Annotated in this window: 10 protein-coding genes and 1 pseudogene; 4 read left to right on the forward strand and 7 right to left on the reverse strand. The window is 53.2% G+C overall.

Annotation, left to right across the window (positions count from 1 at the left end):
• Window positions 1-4 precede the first annotated feature (4 nt).
• The 6 genes from OES25_11470 to OES25_11495 form a co-directional block, all read right to left on the reverse strand.
• Window positions 5-997, reverse strand: coding sequence for a flippase-like domain-containing protein (locus OES25_11470; GenBank protein MDH3628257.1), 993 nt, complete (start codon window positions 995-997; stop codon window positions 5-7).
• Window positions 994-3,612 (reverse strand): polysaccharide deacetylase family protein, encoded by a 2,619-nt coding sequence (locus OES25_11475; protein ID MDH3628258.1) that lies wholly within the window; start codon window positions 3,610-3,612, stop codon window positions 994-996. The genes OES25_11470 and OES25_11475 overlap by 4 nt, the downstream gene beginning before the upstream one ends.
• 107 nt (window positions 3,613-3,719) lie before the next feature.
• Window positions 3,720-4,775: a glycosyltransferase family 2 protein gene (locus OES25_11480; protein MDH3628259.1), complete on the reverse strand. Its 1,056-nt coding sequence runs from the start codon at window positions 4,773-4,775 to the stop codon at window positions 3,720-3,722.
• 19 nt (window positions 4,776-4,794) lie between these two features.
• A complete protein-coding gene (locus OES25_11485; protein ID MDH3628260.1) occupies window positions 4,795-6,597 on the reverse strand; it encodes a glycosyltransferase family 39 protein in 1,803 nt (600 codons plus the stop codon).
• Complete coding sequence (locus OES25_11490; GenBank protein ID MDH3628261.1) at window positions 6,594-7,880, reverse strand: glycosyltransferase family 4 protein; 1,287 nt, start codon at window positions 7,878-7,880, stop codon at window positions 6,594-6,596. Before OES25_11490 ends, OES25_11485 begins: the two co-directional genes overlap by 4 nt.
• Before the next feature lie 476 nt (window positions 7,881-8,356).
• Window positions 8,357-9,577, reverse strand: coding sequence for a glycosyltransferase (locus tag OES25_11495; GenBank protein ID MDH3628262.1), 1,221 nt, complete (start codon window positions 9,575-9,577; stop codon window positions 8,357-8,359).
• A 635-nt stretch (window positions 9,578-10,212) separates the two neighbouring features.
• Here OES25_11495 and OES25_11500 point away from each other — a divergent pair.
• The 4 genes and pseudogenes from OES25_11500 to OES25_11515 all read left to right on the forward strand — a co-directional run bounded on the left by OES25_11500 (window position 10,213) and on the right by OES25_11515 (window position 13,628).
• Window positions 10,213-11,181 carry a glycosyltransferase family 2 protein gene (locus OES25_11500; protein ID MDH3628263.1) on the forward strand — a complete coding sequence of 323 codons (969 nt, stop codon included), beginning with the start codon at window positions 10,213-10,215 and terminating at the stop codon, window positions 11,179-11,181.
• 156 nt (window positions 11,182-11,337) lie between these two features.
• On the forward strand, window positions 11,338-12,228 hold the full coding sequence (locus OES25_11505; GenBank protein ID MDH3628264.1) for a glycosyltransferase: 891 nt from the start codon (window positions 11,338-11,340) through the stop codon (window positions 12,226-12,228).
• A 91-nt stretch (window positions 12,229-12,319) separates the two neighbouring features.
• A complete protein-coding gene (locus OES25_11510; protein MDH3628265.1) occupies window positions 12,320-13,234 on the forward strand; it encodes a glycosyltransferase family 2 protein in 915 nt (304 codons plus the stop codon).
• Between the two features lie 182 nt (window positions 13,235-13,416).
• Window positions 13,417-13,628 (forward strand): annotated as a pseudogene (locus tag OES25_11515) (hypothetical protein).
• Between the two features lie 228 nt (window positions 13,629-13,856).
• Here OES25_11515 and OES25_11520 read toward each other — a convergent pair.
• Window positions 13,857-15,428, reverse strand: a complete 1,572-nt coding sequence (locus OES25_11520) for a hypothetical protein (GenBank protein ID MDH3628266.1) — start codon at window positions 15,426-15,428, stop codon at window positions 13,857-13,859.
• Window positions 15,429-15,444: the final 16 nt, after the last annotated feature.

Raw genomic sequence — 15,444 nt, forward strand, 5'->3', positions numbered from 1 at the left:
GCGGTCAGCTTTCCTTCTCGGTAGTGGCGTCATTGTAACGGTCACTCGATGGTGCCGGCAGCACGAAGGCCAGCGCCCCGGGTAGAGCCCACAGAACCGTTGTAAAGCGCTGCAGAAGCGAAATCACTCCGCCCGACCCCACACCCACCAGACCGAGCAAGAACACGTACATCGCCTCCCCGGTCCCGAGGGCTCCGGGCGGATTGATGGGTACCGCCATTCCAAGCATTGCGATCGGGATCAGCAAGAAGAAGCTGGGCCACGGTATGTCGGTTCCGAGAATCGAGAACGCCAGCATGATGTTGAAGACGACGATCAGGATTTGGCTGACAAACGACACGACAAACGCGCGAAGAAGGAGTGCTCGCTGACCCCGGAACGGCCGCAAGCTATTGCGCGCCATCTCAAGCCAACGGGATATCCACGTCGTCCCTGCCAACGAGGATCCCATAGACAGTCGATAGAGAAACCAGGCGACACCCGGAAGGAGAACAACCGCAACCAGACACGCCAATAGAACGAGATCGACGATTCGACTCTGACCGATCAATGCCCGATTCCAGAGCAACGCTAGAGGAACGACCAGAATGATTGCATAAAGACCCAGAACGCGGTCAATGGCCACCGAGGCGACGATCGCCATTCTTCGTTCGGTGCTATTGACCCTAAATGCCAAGACCCGGTAGACATCGCCGCCGGTCGATCCGATCAGCACCTGATTGAAAAGGAGCCCCGCCAACGTAAGCTGAAAGACTCGCAACATCCCGCATTCGACGCCGGTTGCTCGTAGTAGCCATCGCCACCGAACTGCGCACATCCATTGAACGACGCCAAAGAGCAGCTGGGCCGCGAGCAACCATGGCCAATGGTCGCGCGCAGCGCCAACAACTGCCAGGTCGAGATGACCCGAACGGGCCAGCCAGACCAGTATTGCAACGGCGACCACCAACTTGATCGTGATCAGGGTGTAGCGCCGAATGGACGAGCCCTGCTTCATTCGTCTTGCTGCGTTTCACTCTTGATCGTGGCCAGAAAGGGACCCATCGCAAGATAATCCAGACGCGAAGACAAATAAGCGCGAATTGCATCCTTCGGCGAACAGACGATCGGCTCTTCGTGCATATTGAAACTGGTATTTACCAACACCGGAATGCCGGTCAATTCGTTGTAGCGCTCCAGGATGCGGTAGATGCTGGGATTAATCTCCGGAGTGATGAACTGGGGACGTGCGGTGCCATCAACGTGTACCACCGCCGGGCAGTGTTCCTTCATCCACTCGGTGCAGTCCAGAATGATCGTCATGAACTTGCAGGCGTGCTCCATACCCTTGACGCTGGGGAAGAGTCGGTCCGCGTGTTCCGCCATCACGACCGGGGCGAACGGCATGAACTCGGTCCGCCCCAACCGTTTGTTGAGCCAATCGTTGGCCTCGGGTTCTGTCGTGCTGTAAAGGATCGTACGGTTGCACAACGCGCGGGGACCAAATTCCATGCGGCCGTCGAATCGCGCGATGACGTTCTTCTCCGCCAGAAGCTCTGCAATCCGCGTTTCCGGGTCGTCGAGTCTCTCGTAGGTTAAGCCTTCGTCCGCCACGGCGTCGAGAGCCTCGACCATTTGAGCCTCGCTGTACTCGGGACCCAGATACATGCTATCGCTCGGAGTCGGTTCTGCCTGCATCAACTCCAGTGCCGCGCCGGGGCCGAGCCCGCCATCGCCCATGTTCGGATAGATGTAGACGTTTTCGAAGCCGAACGCGTGAAACAACGCGGCATTGGCCTTGACGTTAGCAAAGATACCGCCACTGAGACAGAGATTGCGGGCCGCCGTTTGCTCTGCGAATGGGCGCACGATCGCGATAAGCTCTTCTTCAAGAATTCGCTGAAAGACATGAGCCACATCTTCGCGTGAGTAACCCTCTAACAGTCGCGCGAGGGGCTGTTTGTAGTTGCGATATTGCAGAGCCTCAAAAAGACTCTCACCTCGCATCATGCTACCGAAGCCGAAACCGCGAATGATGCCCTCGGAGTAGTAACGCTTGTCAAGCTGGAAGCCGGGCCCGGAAACGCGGATGGTGCTCCGCACCTTGTCATACAGATCGGGTTTGGCCTCGCCAAATCCACTGAGTCCCGTAATCTTGCCCTCATGGCGGTTGGCCTTGAACCCGAGCACCTGCGTGCAGGCGGTGTAGAACTGCCCGAGGGAGTGCGGGTATTCGATGGTATGCAGATGACGGATCCGCCCCTCCATGCCGTAGGAAACCGACATCGAGTCGTAATCCCCCACCCCGTCGGCGGTAACGATCAGTGCATCGTCGAAGGGGGCCGTCCGGTAGACCGACGAAGCGTGACACAAATGATGCGGTACAAAATGAAGACGTGGCTCGATCCCGTAAGCCTGCTTCAGGAAGGTAATTACACGTCCGTAGCCCAGTGCACGCTTCCAGGCGTACACCCTGTAAAGCAGTTTGTTGAAGTGCGGGAAATAGTCGTTCCACCCGTGAAAATCGGAAGTGTCGGCCCACTGATTGGCGACCATTCGCCGAAACAACTTCCCGCCGGGAATGCCCGCCACAACCACATCGGTGATCCGCTCCGGTGAGACTCCCGCAGTCTCGATCACTGCCCGAATACTTTTTTCCGGCGGATAGATCGTCGAAAACTTGACCCGATCCATCCGCTCCTCGCTGATGGCTGCCAGGCAGTTGTGGCCATCAAACAGCGAACTTCCCGTTTCGTGAGTCGTGCTGATTCCGAGCACAAGATCTCTAGAGCGAGTCCCTTGCTCAACTAGTCGATCAGTCGTCGTGGTGTCGTACAACGCCTTTACCTGCTCGATCACTTCTTCACAGTGCCGCAATTTGGAGCGCTGTGAAAGATGTGACTGGGTGTAGATCTTGGATTTGTGACCTTTGAGCTCTGATTTTGCCAGCGGTGCTGCGAAATCCGCCAGGTGAAATAGCAGCACGAGAGGGTTCCCGCTGCGGCGAAATGCATTGAGTCGCCAGCGAGAGTACCAACCGCCTAGGACCTGTCCGTAGGACGGATGGAACGGAAACGGCGCCGGTCGATGGGATGGCATCGGCAACTCAATCAGATCTCGATCGAGCAGTGGCCGCGAAGGCGTTGAAAGGATCGAAGGGACCCCGATTCTACGTGCGAAAGCCGAATCGGGATAGACCGACGAGTCATAGCGATAACCGGCCTCAGCAACGAGTTCCAGTGCTTCACGATCGATCTTGTAACTCGGCGCGCGGAAGCCGCCGACGTTGACACCCAACGTCTTCTCCAGGGCAGCCTTGCTTTCAAAGATCTCGGCGCGCTTCTGCTCCGAACTACAGTCCGACAGCCAGGCGTGGTGCATCGTGTGGGAGGCGATCTCGTGGCCCCGAGCCACCGCGTCCTGTAACAACGCCAGTTTGGCTGGATTCTCGAGATCGCGGGCGATCACGAACAGGGTCGCCTTGAGTTGATGGACGTCAAGAAAATCGAGGCATGCAGAAAGGCCGCTCTCGAAGATAGGATCGGTTTCCGACTCCCAGGACAGGCCATGGCAGCCAAAGATGTCTGCCGCCCCATCGAGATCGACGTGGATCACGGCCTTGGGATTATTCACGTTGCTACCCAAATCTCCGGGGGTCCCGCGACCTCGAACGAGACTACCGAGTTTCCCGGGAGTTTTCCACGTCGAATCCTGTAAGTGAAGGTCTTACAAGACGGATTTTATCGATCCGCGTCATTGACGCCTGACGGCCCCCTGACCGACCGCTCCCGCATCAGGTCCCGAAGCCCCTGCTTCAGCGTCCATATTTCCTTCTGAACCATGTTGGCCTGCTGAGCGATGACCCCGAAGGCAAACAGCATCATCGTGATGATTGCCATCGCAAGGCTGATGATCACCATGTAGACCGAAACCTGACCAAGGAATAGACGCCAGATTGCAGCCACCAGAAAACCGAAGCTGAGCAATAGACTGACAACGCTTAGCCCCCAGACATAGCGCATTGGATTTCCAAACAAACTAAACAGGCTATGGGTCAGAACCAGCTTATTGACCTTGGAAGAACTCTTGCGCTCGACCTTGCGATCCTGAAGCTTGTACTCCTTCCACTCAAGCAGCGCCGGGATCTCGCTGAAGCGGTAGTTCAACGCCTGGGCCTTTAGAACCACCTCCAGGTGGAACTCCTTACCATCCTCTTCCAACGGCAAGGAACGGATACAGTATCGACGGTAGGCCCGGGTCATGCCGGTATTCATGGTGGCGGCGTTGGTCATCAGCGTGCGGATAACGCGGTTGCCGAAACGGCTGAAGAAAACCCTCTTCCACGGAACGTTTCGATAGCCACCACCGGAAAGATGCGGACTGGCGATGACGATGTCCGTTGCGGGGTCAGCTTGAATCGCCGTGTAGAGTTGCTCGACGATATCGTCTCCCCATGACAGATCAATCTCGGTGGTGACGATGATCGCACCGCGAGCCTGCCCGATTCCGGTCCGCAACGCATGGCCCCGACCGCGGTTGCGGTCGTAGGACAGCACACGCAGCCGCGGTTCGTCGGCGGCGACGTCGCGAGCCACGTCCAGCGAGCCGTCTCGCGAGCCGTCGTTGACGACGATCAACTCCCATTCGACCGACAATTCGCGCAGTTTCTTGAGGAGACCGTGGAGGGCGGCCACGAGGATCTCGGACTCGTTGTAGAACGGACAGATCACCGACAATTCAAGCGTCGCCCGGCTGTCCACGGTCATCAGATCGCCCCGAGTCGGTTCTTGCAGCATCTTCGCAGTCTCCCGGGCGTTACCGCCTCTCCGGATCAAAAATCAGAATCGAATGTCCGACCTGGGCCACCGGTTCCAGTTCGTGGAGCGGCTCGTAGAAGCCGGTCAAGAACACACCGTTATACATAGTGGCACTGATCGCGATCGGTCCACCCGCAGGGTCAAAACGCTCCCCGGGCAAAGCATCCGGCTCGTACCACCACTTCTGGCCGGGACCATTCGGAGCCAGTCCGACGGATGGAAGGTAATCGTACTCGATCCCATGATGCGTAGCGTCAGCGCTGCCAAAATAGGCCAGCCGAATTCGCTCGATCCCGTTCCGCTCCATGTAGATCTTCAATGCCGGGAGGTCCTGTCCCCAATCTACGAATGAATCGGCAAGGAACCGATACCCGTTACGCGATCCGCCGACGGTTTCATTGAAATACGGCAGGTAATGGGGATAGGTCCTGACGGCCCCCACGAGGTACCAGGACAGGGCCAATGTGAGCGCGACCCGAGCGCCTCTTCGCAAGACCCGCCCGTCCTGTAGCCAACGACCCGCCAGGACATGGAGACACGGATAGATCAACAGGACATAACGCAGACCGATACTGACACTCTTGAAGTAAGCGAACAGAGCCAGCATGAAGAACGTCGTCCCGATCAAAAACCACTCACCCATCAACGGTCGTCGGCGCCAGACGATGGCGCCCATCGACAGAGAGGCCAACAGCAAGAGCGGCAAGGGCGTCTTGATCAGGACGGCAACGGGAATCACGTACCACCAGCCTTCTCTGGAGAGTCGCCCGTGAAAGAAGACGTTGTTTCCCTCGGAGATCCGGGTCGATTGAAACTCGATCAGGCGGATCATCGGCTCGGGGATCGGAACCGGTAGATGCAGGCCGGCCCTGAACACGGGCGCGAGGGGTGGAGCCACTGTGGACAATCGATGCTCCAGAGTTCGGGCCTTCTCATAGTGACCGGCGGAGACGAAACTGCCCTCAAAGCCGTAGCTCAGGTTCAAGACTGACAGAGAACAGATCGCGAACACCCCGTACGTCAGGACGATCTTCGCCAGTCGGCGTGGGAGCGGCCGCCGGATCCGATCCAGGGGGCCCGCAGAGATACCTGGTGAAGAATCGCGGCTCGCCGAGAGGAACGGCAACGTCAGGGCGAGCAACAGCGGCAGGACCAGTAGGATGGCAGTAGTCTTCGTCGCCGCAGCGACGGCAAAGTAGGTTGCGCTCAGAAGCAACGGACGCCAGGTAGGCTGCTCGATATAGCGCCACAGGTGGTACGCAGCCGCGAATCCGAAAGTCGCCAGCGCCAGGTCCTGAGTCGCCAGGCGTGCATGCGCCAGCAGGTTAGGTGAGAACGCGAACAGAAACAACGATAGCAACGCTGCGCGTTCGCCGTAGAGCCGTCGAGCCCAGCGTTGGACGTACAACCCCAGGATAAGTGCCAGGGCCAGGACAGGCAGGCGCGTCGCGAACAGGATGCGGTCCGCGTTGATTCGATTTTCGTAAAGGAACTTCCGTGAATAACGCCATTGCTCGATTTCGGACCAGGTGGCCGGATCGCTCTCTATAGCCGGTAGGTCGGGAGACAAAACCAGCAACGGGAGTGCAGTCAACATCTTCGTCAACGGCGGATTGGTCCGGTTGTAGCCAAACTCGCCGGTACGTAGGTGGTAGTAACCCGCCGTCAGGTACATGATCTCGTCGGTCGTCACCGACTTCTGCCGCATGCTGAACAGGCCCTGCGAAGCAAACAGCAACAGCAAGGCCGGGACCAGCCAGCGGCGCAGGGCAACGAGTCGAGGAATATCCGTAGAATTCATTTCAGAGTGGCAAGGATGTCGTCGAACCTCCGCGAGGTATTGTCCCAGGTAAATCGTTCGAGCATCCGCTGACGACCGCGCTCGCCCATCCTTCGACGCCCCTCGTCGTCGCGCAGCATGTCGATGATCGCTCGACCCATCACTTCGGGGCAGTTGGGCTCAACCAATCGCCCGGTCTCACCGTCGGCAACGACCTCCGGGATCCCGCCGGTCGGCGTCGAGATCACGGGTTTCCCACACCCCATCGCCTCGGTAAGAATCATGCCGAACGGCTCGTTCCAGATCGACGGGTGCACGAAGAATTCGGACATCGCGTACAACAATGGAAGTTCCGTGTGAGGGACACTCCCGAGGATTTGGACAGACTCCCCTGCCGCCGCTGCCAGAGCCTCAACCCGCTCACGATAGCCGGGCTTCAGGGTCTCAATCGCCGTCAACTCGGGCGTGCGATCGCCCCTACTTAACCAACGTGGACTCGGCGGATTTGCGTAGAACCCGCCGATGACCAGCAGAACTGCTTCGGGAACCTTCTTCGCGACCTCTCGCATCGCTGCCACGAGGGTATGCACTCCTTTTTCTGGCGTAACACGTCCAACAAACGTGATGACCTTCTTACCCTGCAGGTCTAACTCTTGCCTTTTTAGATCGACCTCCTGGGAGTCGGGGGCTCGAAATAGATCGGGATTTGAGCCATTGTACAACGTGTGGCACTTGGCGGCGTGCTCTGGAAATCGTTTGGCCACTCCACCGGTGATGTAACTGCTGCAACCACAGATGGCATCGACTTCCTCTAACACTTCGGCGATCTCATGCCTGGGCAGTTCGATTAGCCAGTCACACTGCATCACGAGAACAATCTTCGCGTTCGGATTGCGCTGACGAAGGGACTTCACAAATTGTGAAAAGTTGATGACGACGATCACGTCTGCCCCGTCGGCGGCGACCGTCGCAGCCACTTTTGCGACATAGTTTCGGTGGAATCGACGGGCGAAATAGTAGTGTCGGTAGTACAGGTCGACATCTCGACGGAACAGCCTACTTGCAATCCGTTCAAGTTTGCGAAGTCGGTAGACCAGCGTATTGTCGGCTTCGAGACTGACCCGTCGGTGACGGATACCATCTCGCGTTTCGTCGACCGGGGAATCCATGGTCTCGCGGCTGTGAATCGTGACATCGTGACGCGGGACAAGTCGCCCGGCCAACTCCTGGGCCCAGATCGCCAGAGAACTCCCGCGAGGGGGAAGAATGTCAAACGGCTGGGCCACGATCGCTATCTTCATCATCGTTACCATAACGGATAGGTCGTAGATCCGTCTGCTTCAAGTACAGGATCCATTGCTCTTCCGGGCCAAGCGCCCTCATATCCCTTGACTCGCCGCCCGTGGCTTTGTACGTAAATTATGGATCGCTTAAGCCCTTTGCATACTATGCGACGCGTTTGGGCATTGGTACAAGTGAGCTAATCCGCAGTTCCAACACCCACGACGAATTTAGCTGGGACGTTGTGGAGACGGATGTTCGAAGCCTCGCTGGTAAGCCACGGGTTTGGACATTGTTTTCCGGTGTCGATAAATATTCGGATCTCAATGAAGAGTCACTTTTTCTCTACTTTGCGGATCGCACCGCCGCCAGGCGTGATACGTTCAAGACAAAAGAGCCTCCATCTATTTGTTTGACTTCAGTAAAGATAGGGAAGTCAGCGTAAGATAGAATCAAACCTTGACGCGAGGGTTTACCCATATTTCACGGAACCTGGTAGTCATACGAATGTCGACGACTGCAAAAAATCATTCAGCCTTTTCGAGTAAGAGGGCCCAAGTTCGTTACACATCTTTACTGCTACGTTCAGAGCCAATACGTCCCAGTCGTGCCGCCTGGCAACACTTTGTCGATGCTTGATCATCTCCGTGGTGTTCATTTCAGGGCTCAATGACTTCAGCAAAGCGGCAGACCATTCCTCTCTGGTCTGAGCCAATGAGATTGTGTCGGCAAACTCCAACAAACTCTCGATAGGCGAACCGACGACCGGAAGCCCGGTTGCCAGATACTCGTGCACTTTCATTGGATAAATAAATTTCGTGTAGTCATCCATTCGGTAACAAAGCATGCATACATCAAAAAAGCAATTGTATGTTGGCAAAGTCCCGACCGGCTTATTTCCAAGAAAATAAACGTTTTGCTGATTCTGTAGCGATCTAATTTCATCTTCGATTGTGCTCGTCGACACCAAGGGTCCAACCAACACAAACGACAAATCCGAGTGAATCTGCGACAACTCAAGTAACAACTGCAGATCAAGCTGCGGTTTGATCCTTCCCACGTACCCAATGCGAGGGTGCGGAATGGCGGCTATGTCGTCTGCCTCCACGTCGCATGACGAGTACGCGTGAAAATCAACTCCATTGGGTATAAATGCTGTTTTGGAATTGATGTGCCCCTTTTTCCTCAGCAACGCCGGTGAATGCATGAATACCTGATCCGCACGACTAATCAGTTCGTACTCGTCGGAAGATATCGGCTGTTCCGTGGGCGAAAAAGTGTACTCATCATCGATGTGATAGGCGCTGGAATCATAGTCAGCATCATCAAGCATCGCGACAAACTCGGGTCGCCACATATAAAGGACTGTTCGCTTAACACCGGCAGCTCGTAATATCGATTTCGCTCGCCACAGACGAAGTCGGGACGCGGATTTGACAAGCCATTTGGGTCGGTACGCTACTGGAAGCCACCTGTCTTGGGCATATATTTCGAAACCCGGAGCAGGCGAATCCAACTGGGACTTTTTAGACGCTTTCCACAACGCCTGTCGATCCCGCATCGGCCCAAACCAAACGATATTGAAGTACTTCGCCAGTCGAATCATGATGTGATGTCGCGGTTGCCAAACGTCATCCCACTCATCGGGTACTACCGCAAGCACCCCGACATCCGGCATTAGAGGAGATTTCGTGTGCTCAAGAGAGTCGCTATTCGCCATACTGCGTATTCCGCTGATTGTGATCGCATTATCCGATGATTGTAATCACGCAAGCAGTTGGACGTGATCCCCCCGTCAGAGCGAAGCGATGATGGTTTTCAGCGGTCTCCTTGTCTTCCTACGTTCTTTTCTGATGGATCGTACATCACTTTCGCCTATTTGAGGGGCCGCTCCGTCGCCGAGGCTGTAGAGCTTGCGGGCGGGCGCAGCCCGTCCAAGGAGTTGTGGAAAACCGGTTGTGAGTTTTCCATGACTGCGGCGGCAGCGGCTAGTCGAGACCTTCCTGACGGGCCCGGCGGGTATATTCCGAGACCGTCCCTACTCCCACACCACAGGCTCGGGCGATCGCTCTGTGCCGCATCCGCCGCTCGTACTTCAGTCGCAGAATTTCTCGTAATTTCCTCATCTGTAGCCGCTTCGCTACCGACGGTTGATCACGATGGGCCGGAATACGCACGTCGGAGCGTAGCCGCGCGAATCATGCCTTCAGTGTTATGCAGCAAGTGATCGCAAATCGCGTCGGTGGAATTAGGGACGACTCCTGTATATTTGGTCGGACAGTGAGTACCTATGTAAGCGGTTGTTAGCGGTTTCGTAGGGGGCATGTCCACTTGCTGGAGAGGCAGATTAGTTAGATGGCTAGTCCTTTTGTGAGCATTATCGTTCCGTTTTTCAATGCGGAAAAATACATCCAAACTTGTATTCGGAGTCTGCTGCAGCAGACGCATTCTGATCTTGAGGTATTGGCAATTGATGACGGATCAACGGATGACAGCGCTAAACTATTGGGCGAGTTCGCGGATGATCAGAGGCTCCACATTCTTTCCAGGAAGAACAGTGGTGGGCCGGCGGCTCCAAGAAATAGTGGCCTCGGAAAGGCTCGGGGCAAATATATATTATTTTTCGATGCAGACGATATTGCTGACCCGAGTAAAGTGAAAAGAACCGTAGATTGTCTCGAGAACGACCTGGATATGCGCGGCCTGGTTGCGACTGACTTTAGTGCGATAGATGAGAACGGGTACGATGTCAGCAGCCCAGGTTACCTGTCAAAATTTGATCGTATTGCGGCGCTGTTACGGGCGAACCAGGCGACTGGAATCGTGTCAATGGGGCCGCAAGAATCGTATGAATTACTGCTACTTGGAAATTTTATTGGCACTTCAAGTGTGGCTGTCAGGAGAGCAGTGCTCGTTGAGGTGGGTCGTTTTGATGAAACTCTCAAAAACGGCGATGACTATGAGTTTTGGTTACGGCTTGTCAGACACAGCGGCATGATGCTAATTGGAGAATCCCTTCATAAGTATCGTTTGGTCGGCAGCAGCATAAGCAAACGGCCGGCAATTCAGCTGGCCCCTAATCGTATAGAAGTATTAAAACGGCAACTGGAGTTCGCCCGCCCTGGTACTCAGAGCATCGGTGTAAAGCGAAAAATTGCGCGTAATTACAATTCAATGGCTTGGGAGTTGAAAGAGGCCGGTGATTATGTTGCTTCAAAGAATTACTATCGGCTGGCGATGCGTTGGAGTATCAGCGTGGTGTCCATTCGAGGACTGATCATGGTTTCGCTGCGGGCGATTTATGGTCGCTTGACTAGGGGCTGATTTGCTGTCCCGCCGTGCCCCTGTAATGTTCCTGATAGATCAATATTTCAACTCAAGATCGAAACCAAGAATGAGATCGCCATTTCCTGAAATATCGTAAACTCCGGAACCAATGCACGATATGAATTTTTTCGCCAAATTATAAATCGAAAGACAATGAAAATAATCTCTATAGGACTTCCAGTTTTCAATGGCGACAACTACTTGGCCGCTGCTATTGAGTCTCTCCTCGCGCAATCATTTGAAAATTTTGAGCTAATTATCCTAGACAATGCATCCTCAGATGGCACCGAAGAAATTTGCCGCAAAGCGGCCGGTTTGGACGATCGAATTACTTATGTTCGAAATGGCGAAAATATTGGCGCGGCAAAAAACTTCAATAAAGTATTCCACCTTTCAAATGCTCAGTACTTCAAGTGGGCAGCTCATGATGACATTTGCGCCCCCAGTTTCCTGGAGAAGGCGCTAAATGCACTGGAAAGCGATCACTCAGCAGTCCTGGCTTATCCTAAAACTATGGTAGTAGATGAGATATCGAACCGCGAATACCCTTACGAAGTGCGACTGGATACGGATGGCGAATATGCGCCCGATAGATTCGCGTCACTACTCGTGGGACACAAGTGCTTCGAGATCTTTGGCCTGATCCGCTCGAATTTTCTTAAGCAAACGAAGTTAATAGGTGATTACGTAAATGGGGACGGTGTGTTGCTTGCGGAACTATCGTTAGTTGGAAAATTTATCGAAATTGAAGAGTTTCTTTTTTTCGCGTATAAGCACGAAATTCAGTCGATGAGTATGCTTACTGACCTTGAAGCCTTCGCCGAGTGGTTCAACCCTGAAAAAAAATGGACAGGCAAGATTCCTTATTCCTTCATGTACGTTGAATACGCGAAAGCGATCATTCGGGCTCAAATAAGTTGGAGATTAAAAAAGCAGTGTCTTGCGCGATTGTATTGGAGCGCGAAAACGAGGAAGAAAGTATTTCGAAAAGAGATGCTCAACTTATTGCCACTGCCGAAACGAACCTCCAGCTCTCAAAATTGAGCATTCGAAGATTCAAGTCCGTCCGATAACATGCGGTCATCCAAAAGCTGACCGGATGTCTGCCTGTAGTTTGGCGAAGGAGCGTTGTTACATGAAACTCACTGTCGCCATATGTACTTGGAATAGGGCTACTATGCTTAGAAAATCGCTAGGTGCATTCGTCGAAATGGACGTTCCGCCAAACCTTGAGTGGGAACTGATAGTCGTCGACAACAATTCGACGGATGATACGGAATTAGTAATTAATTCGTTCGCATCCAAACTGCCGATCAAATATGTTTTTGAAGAGAAGCAAGGTAAATCGCATGCCCTAAATCGTGCAGTATCTCTAGCAAGTGGCGATTATATAATTTGGACAGATGATGACGCTAAAGTCACGAGCGCATGGCTCAATGCATATGCTGCTGCTTTCCAAGAGTGGCCTGAAGCGAGCTTTTTTGGGGGGGCCGTCATTCCTTGGTTCGAAACCGAACCGCCGAGCTGGCTTCGGCGAATAGTACCTTCAGTTCAGGGCGCATATGCCCTGGTTGATTTTGGAGACGAACCGATTGACCTTACGCGGAAGAAAGTACCCCATGGTGTGAACATGGCGATCAAGACATCGGTTCAAAGGCAGTATGAGTATGACACAAACGTAGGTCCACGCCCGAACAGCCAATTGCGCGGAGAGGAGACCGCATTAGTTCGATCAATGATACAAGACGGTCATAGAGGGAAGTGGACGCCTTCGGCAATTGTTCGTCATCATGTACCGAAAGAAAGACAGACTTTAAAATACCTTAGAGCATTTTATCGCGGTCTTGGTGAATTCGAGTCCGCCCGCCAACCAGTCGAAGCGAAGGGACATTTTCGCAAGCCTCTTTGGATGTGGAGAAAGGCGATAGTAAGCGAGTGCGAATATCGAGTTAAGAAAATGACCACGGAACCGGAAGTCTGGGCTAATTCTCTTGTCCGCTCGAGTATTGCGTGGGGAAGATTATTAGGAAGTGAGTCAAAACTTCGATAGAACTGGTCCATAGATTGAGAAGAAGCAATTAGAGATCTCCAAATGCACTTTGAACCGCACCGTGTATTCAGGAGACCAAATTAGTTGACTTCCGCCACCGCGACTGGAGCCGCCTGAGCCTGACAGTACATCTCTTCGTATTCGACCGGCGGTATGTGGCCGATCGGTTCGAGCAATATCAACTTGAGCAACAATTTAATATCGATCGTCCTAATTCGATCTGGGTCACGAATATTGCTTTCATCCGAACGTACGAGTAGTGGCTCTACCTTGCGGTAGTACTCGATCTTTACTCTCGGCAAGTCGCCGACTTGCGCCGAGTAGGAGTCGACGAGGAAACTGCTGCGACAATGCCGTTGTGGAGAGTTTCATTCAGCTGTTTAAATGGGAGCAGCGGAAACCAGTCACCGATCGAGCAAGAGAATAGCTACTATTTGAAGCAGCTACATGTCTAGAATATCCAGGGCGGTTCACTTTGCTGCGTTGCGGACAACGGTTCTTCTTCTTGGCCTGAATTCCTCCTCGTCATCGAGTGGCCACCGGACTTTCCCGCGGATCGTTGATTCGATTAGAGGGGCTAGGGGAAGAACGCCGTTGCTCGACCGTTTACGTTAGTGAATAGCTATTGCTTTCTAATGCCGCGATAAATGCTTCGTGCCGTATTGTAGAGCGTATCGTATGTCCTACTGCGTCCCCGTAACGTTCCCAATAAATCAATATATCGATTTATGCGCGGCGCAATTTTGTTGTCTTTCACATAGAGCCATAGGCCATAAGCTCCTGGCATTCGCTGAAAAGGTATTTGTAGCAACTCTGGCCAAGCGGTGCGAATAACATCATTGGCGAGATTTTGCTGCCAACGATATTCCACTGGCAGTTTTAGCATTGCCTCCATAATGCCCCTGTGACAAAGAGGAACTATTACCCCTCTAATTGGAGCACAACCATATAAGTGGGGAGCAGCCCAAGTACCCATTCTTAATTCCAAGTACATCATGTCAAGGAGTCCATAGAAGTCGAGGCTGTCGAGATCTGTTATCCAAGCCTTCATTGGTTCTATAAATTGCGGGGTGCTTGGTAGGTTCATTCGCTGCAACAGGTTTGCCGGATCAATTTTCGTGTCTTTAGTGTCATTCTTCAGCCAGTAAAACGATCGGCCTACCTCGCCCGCATAGCCTATTAGCCATATTTTCGAAGGATCGAGATATTTTCCTGCAGCTTGGAGAAAGTCCGCCGCCTTGCCGGCGTTTCCAGCGTAACCAATCCGCCTCAAGTACTCATCCCTGAGCGCTGTACCTACTGATGCGAGAGGCACTGTTTCATGTGGCAAGTCAACATGCTGGCAAATATGTTTTGCCAGTTCCAAGTCAATAGGCCCAGTGCCAAGTTGATCACTAAATGTGAAGCACGATATACGATCTCTAATCTCCTTACTGCACGCTAGCAACATGCGGGAATCACGACCGGCGGTGAGTGATAGATATAACTGCGCGTCTCCAGCCAGAGCTTTGAGGTTGTTTTTGACATGCGAGACTATTGTGTCAATTAGCTCGGCTGTTTCTTTGGCTGTATTCACACGCGGTATGTCATTGAGTGGCCAGTGTCTAACAGGTTTATTTGTTCTTAGATCGAGGTAATGATTTGGCATCAGTCTGGCTATTTTCTTGTCGCCAGTCAGTCCAAGTGGAAAAAACTGATTGGTTCCAGGAAACTCTTCCACACCAGTTTCAAGCCAACGATGCCCAAACTTTGCATCTGAACTCATTAATGTTGTTGTCGAAGCTATCTGTCGCCCACTAAGGGCATACACCAAAGCTAGAGACCCACAGGGATCCAAATATATTCTTGGTAATTCAGCGGTTCCTGAAATAAATATCCAGCGTCCACCATGACAGTACAAGAAGGTTTCCAGTTGATCGGTTCTTGCAATGCCAGCTTTCGTAAACGGTGCGATGGTGCTTTCATAAATCAACTCACCGGAGCTATTAATCGGCCAGCCCAGAAACCAGCCGATGCAATCGCCAGTCGCATCATTGGAGGTAACTTCAATTAACCGCAAGGAGTCATGGTGACTAAGCGCCCAGCCATTTAGGTCTTGAACGTGCCATTTATCACAGATTATTTTCTCATCTTGCGAAAGTAAGAACTGCCCATTGAAATCAGATACTGACAGCTTGCGCTCGATACTAATCATTGAGGAGTCCCTTGCA

It is taken from the genome of Acidobacteriota bacterium (genome assembly GCA_029861955.1).
GTDB lineage: Bacteria > Acidobacteriota > Polarisedimenticolia > Polarisedimenticolales > Polarisedimenticolaceae > JAOTYK01.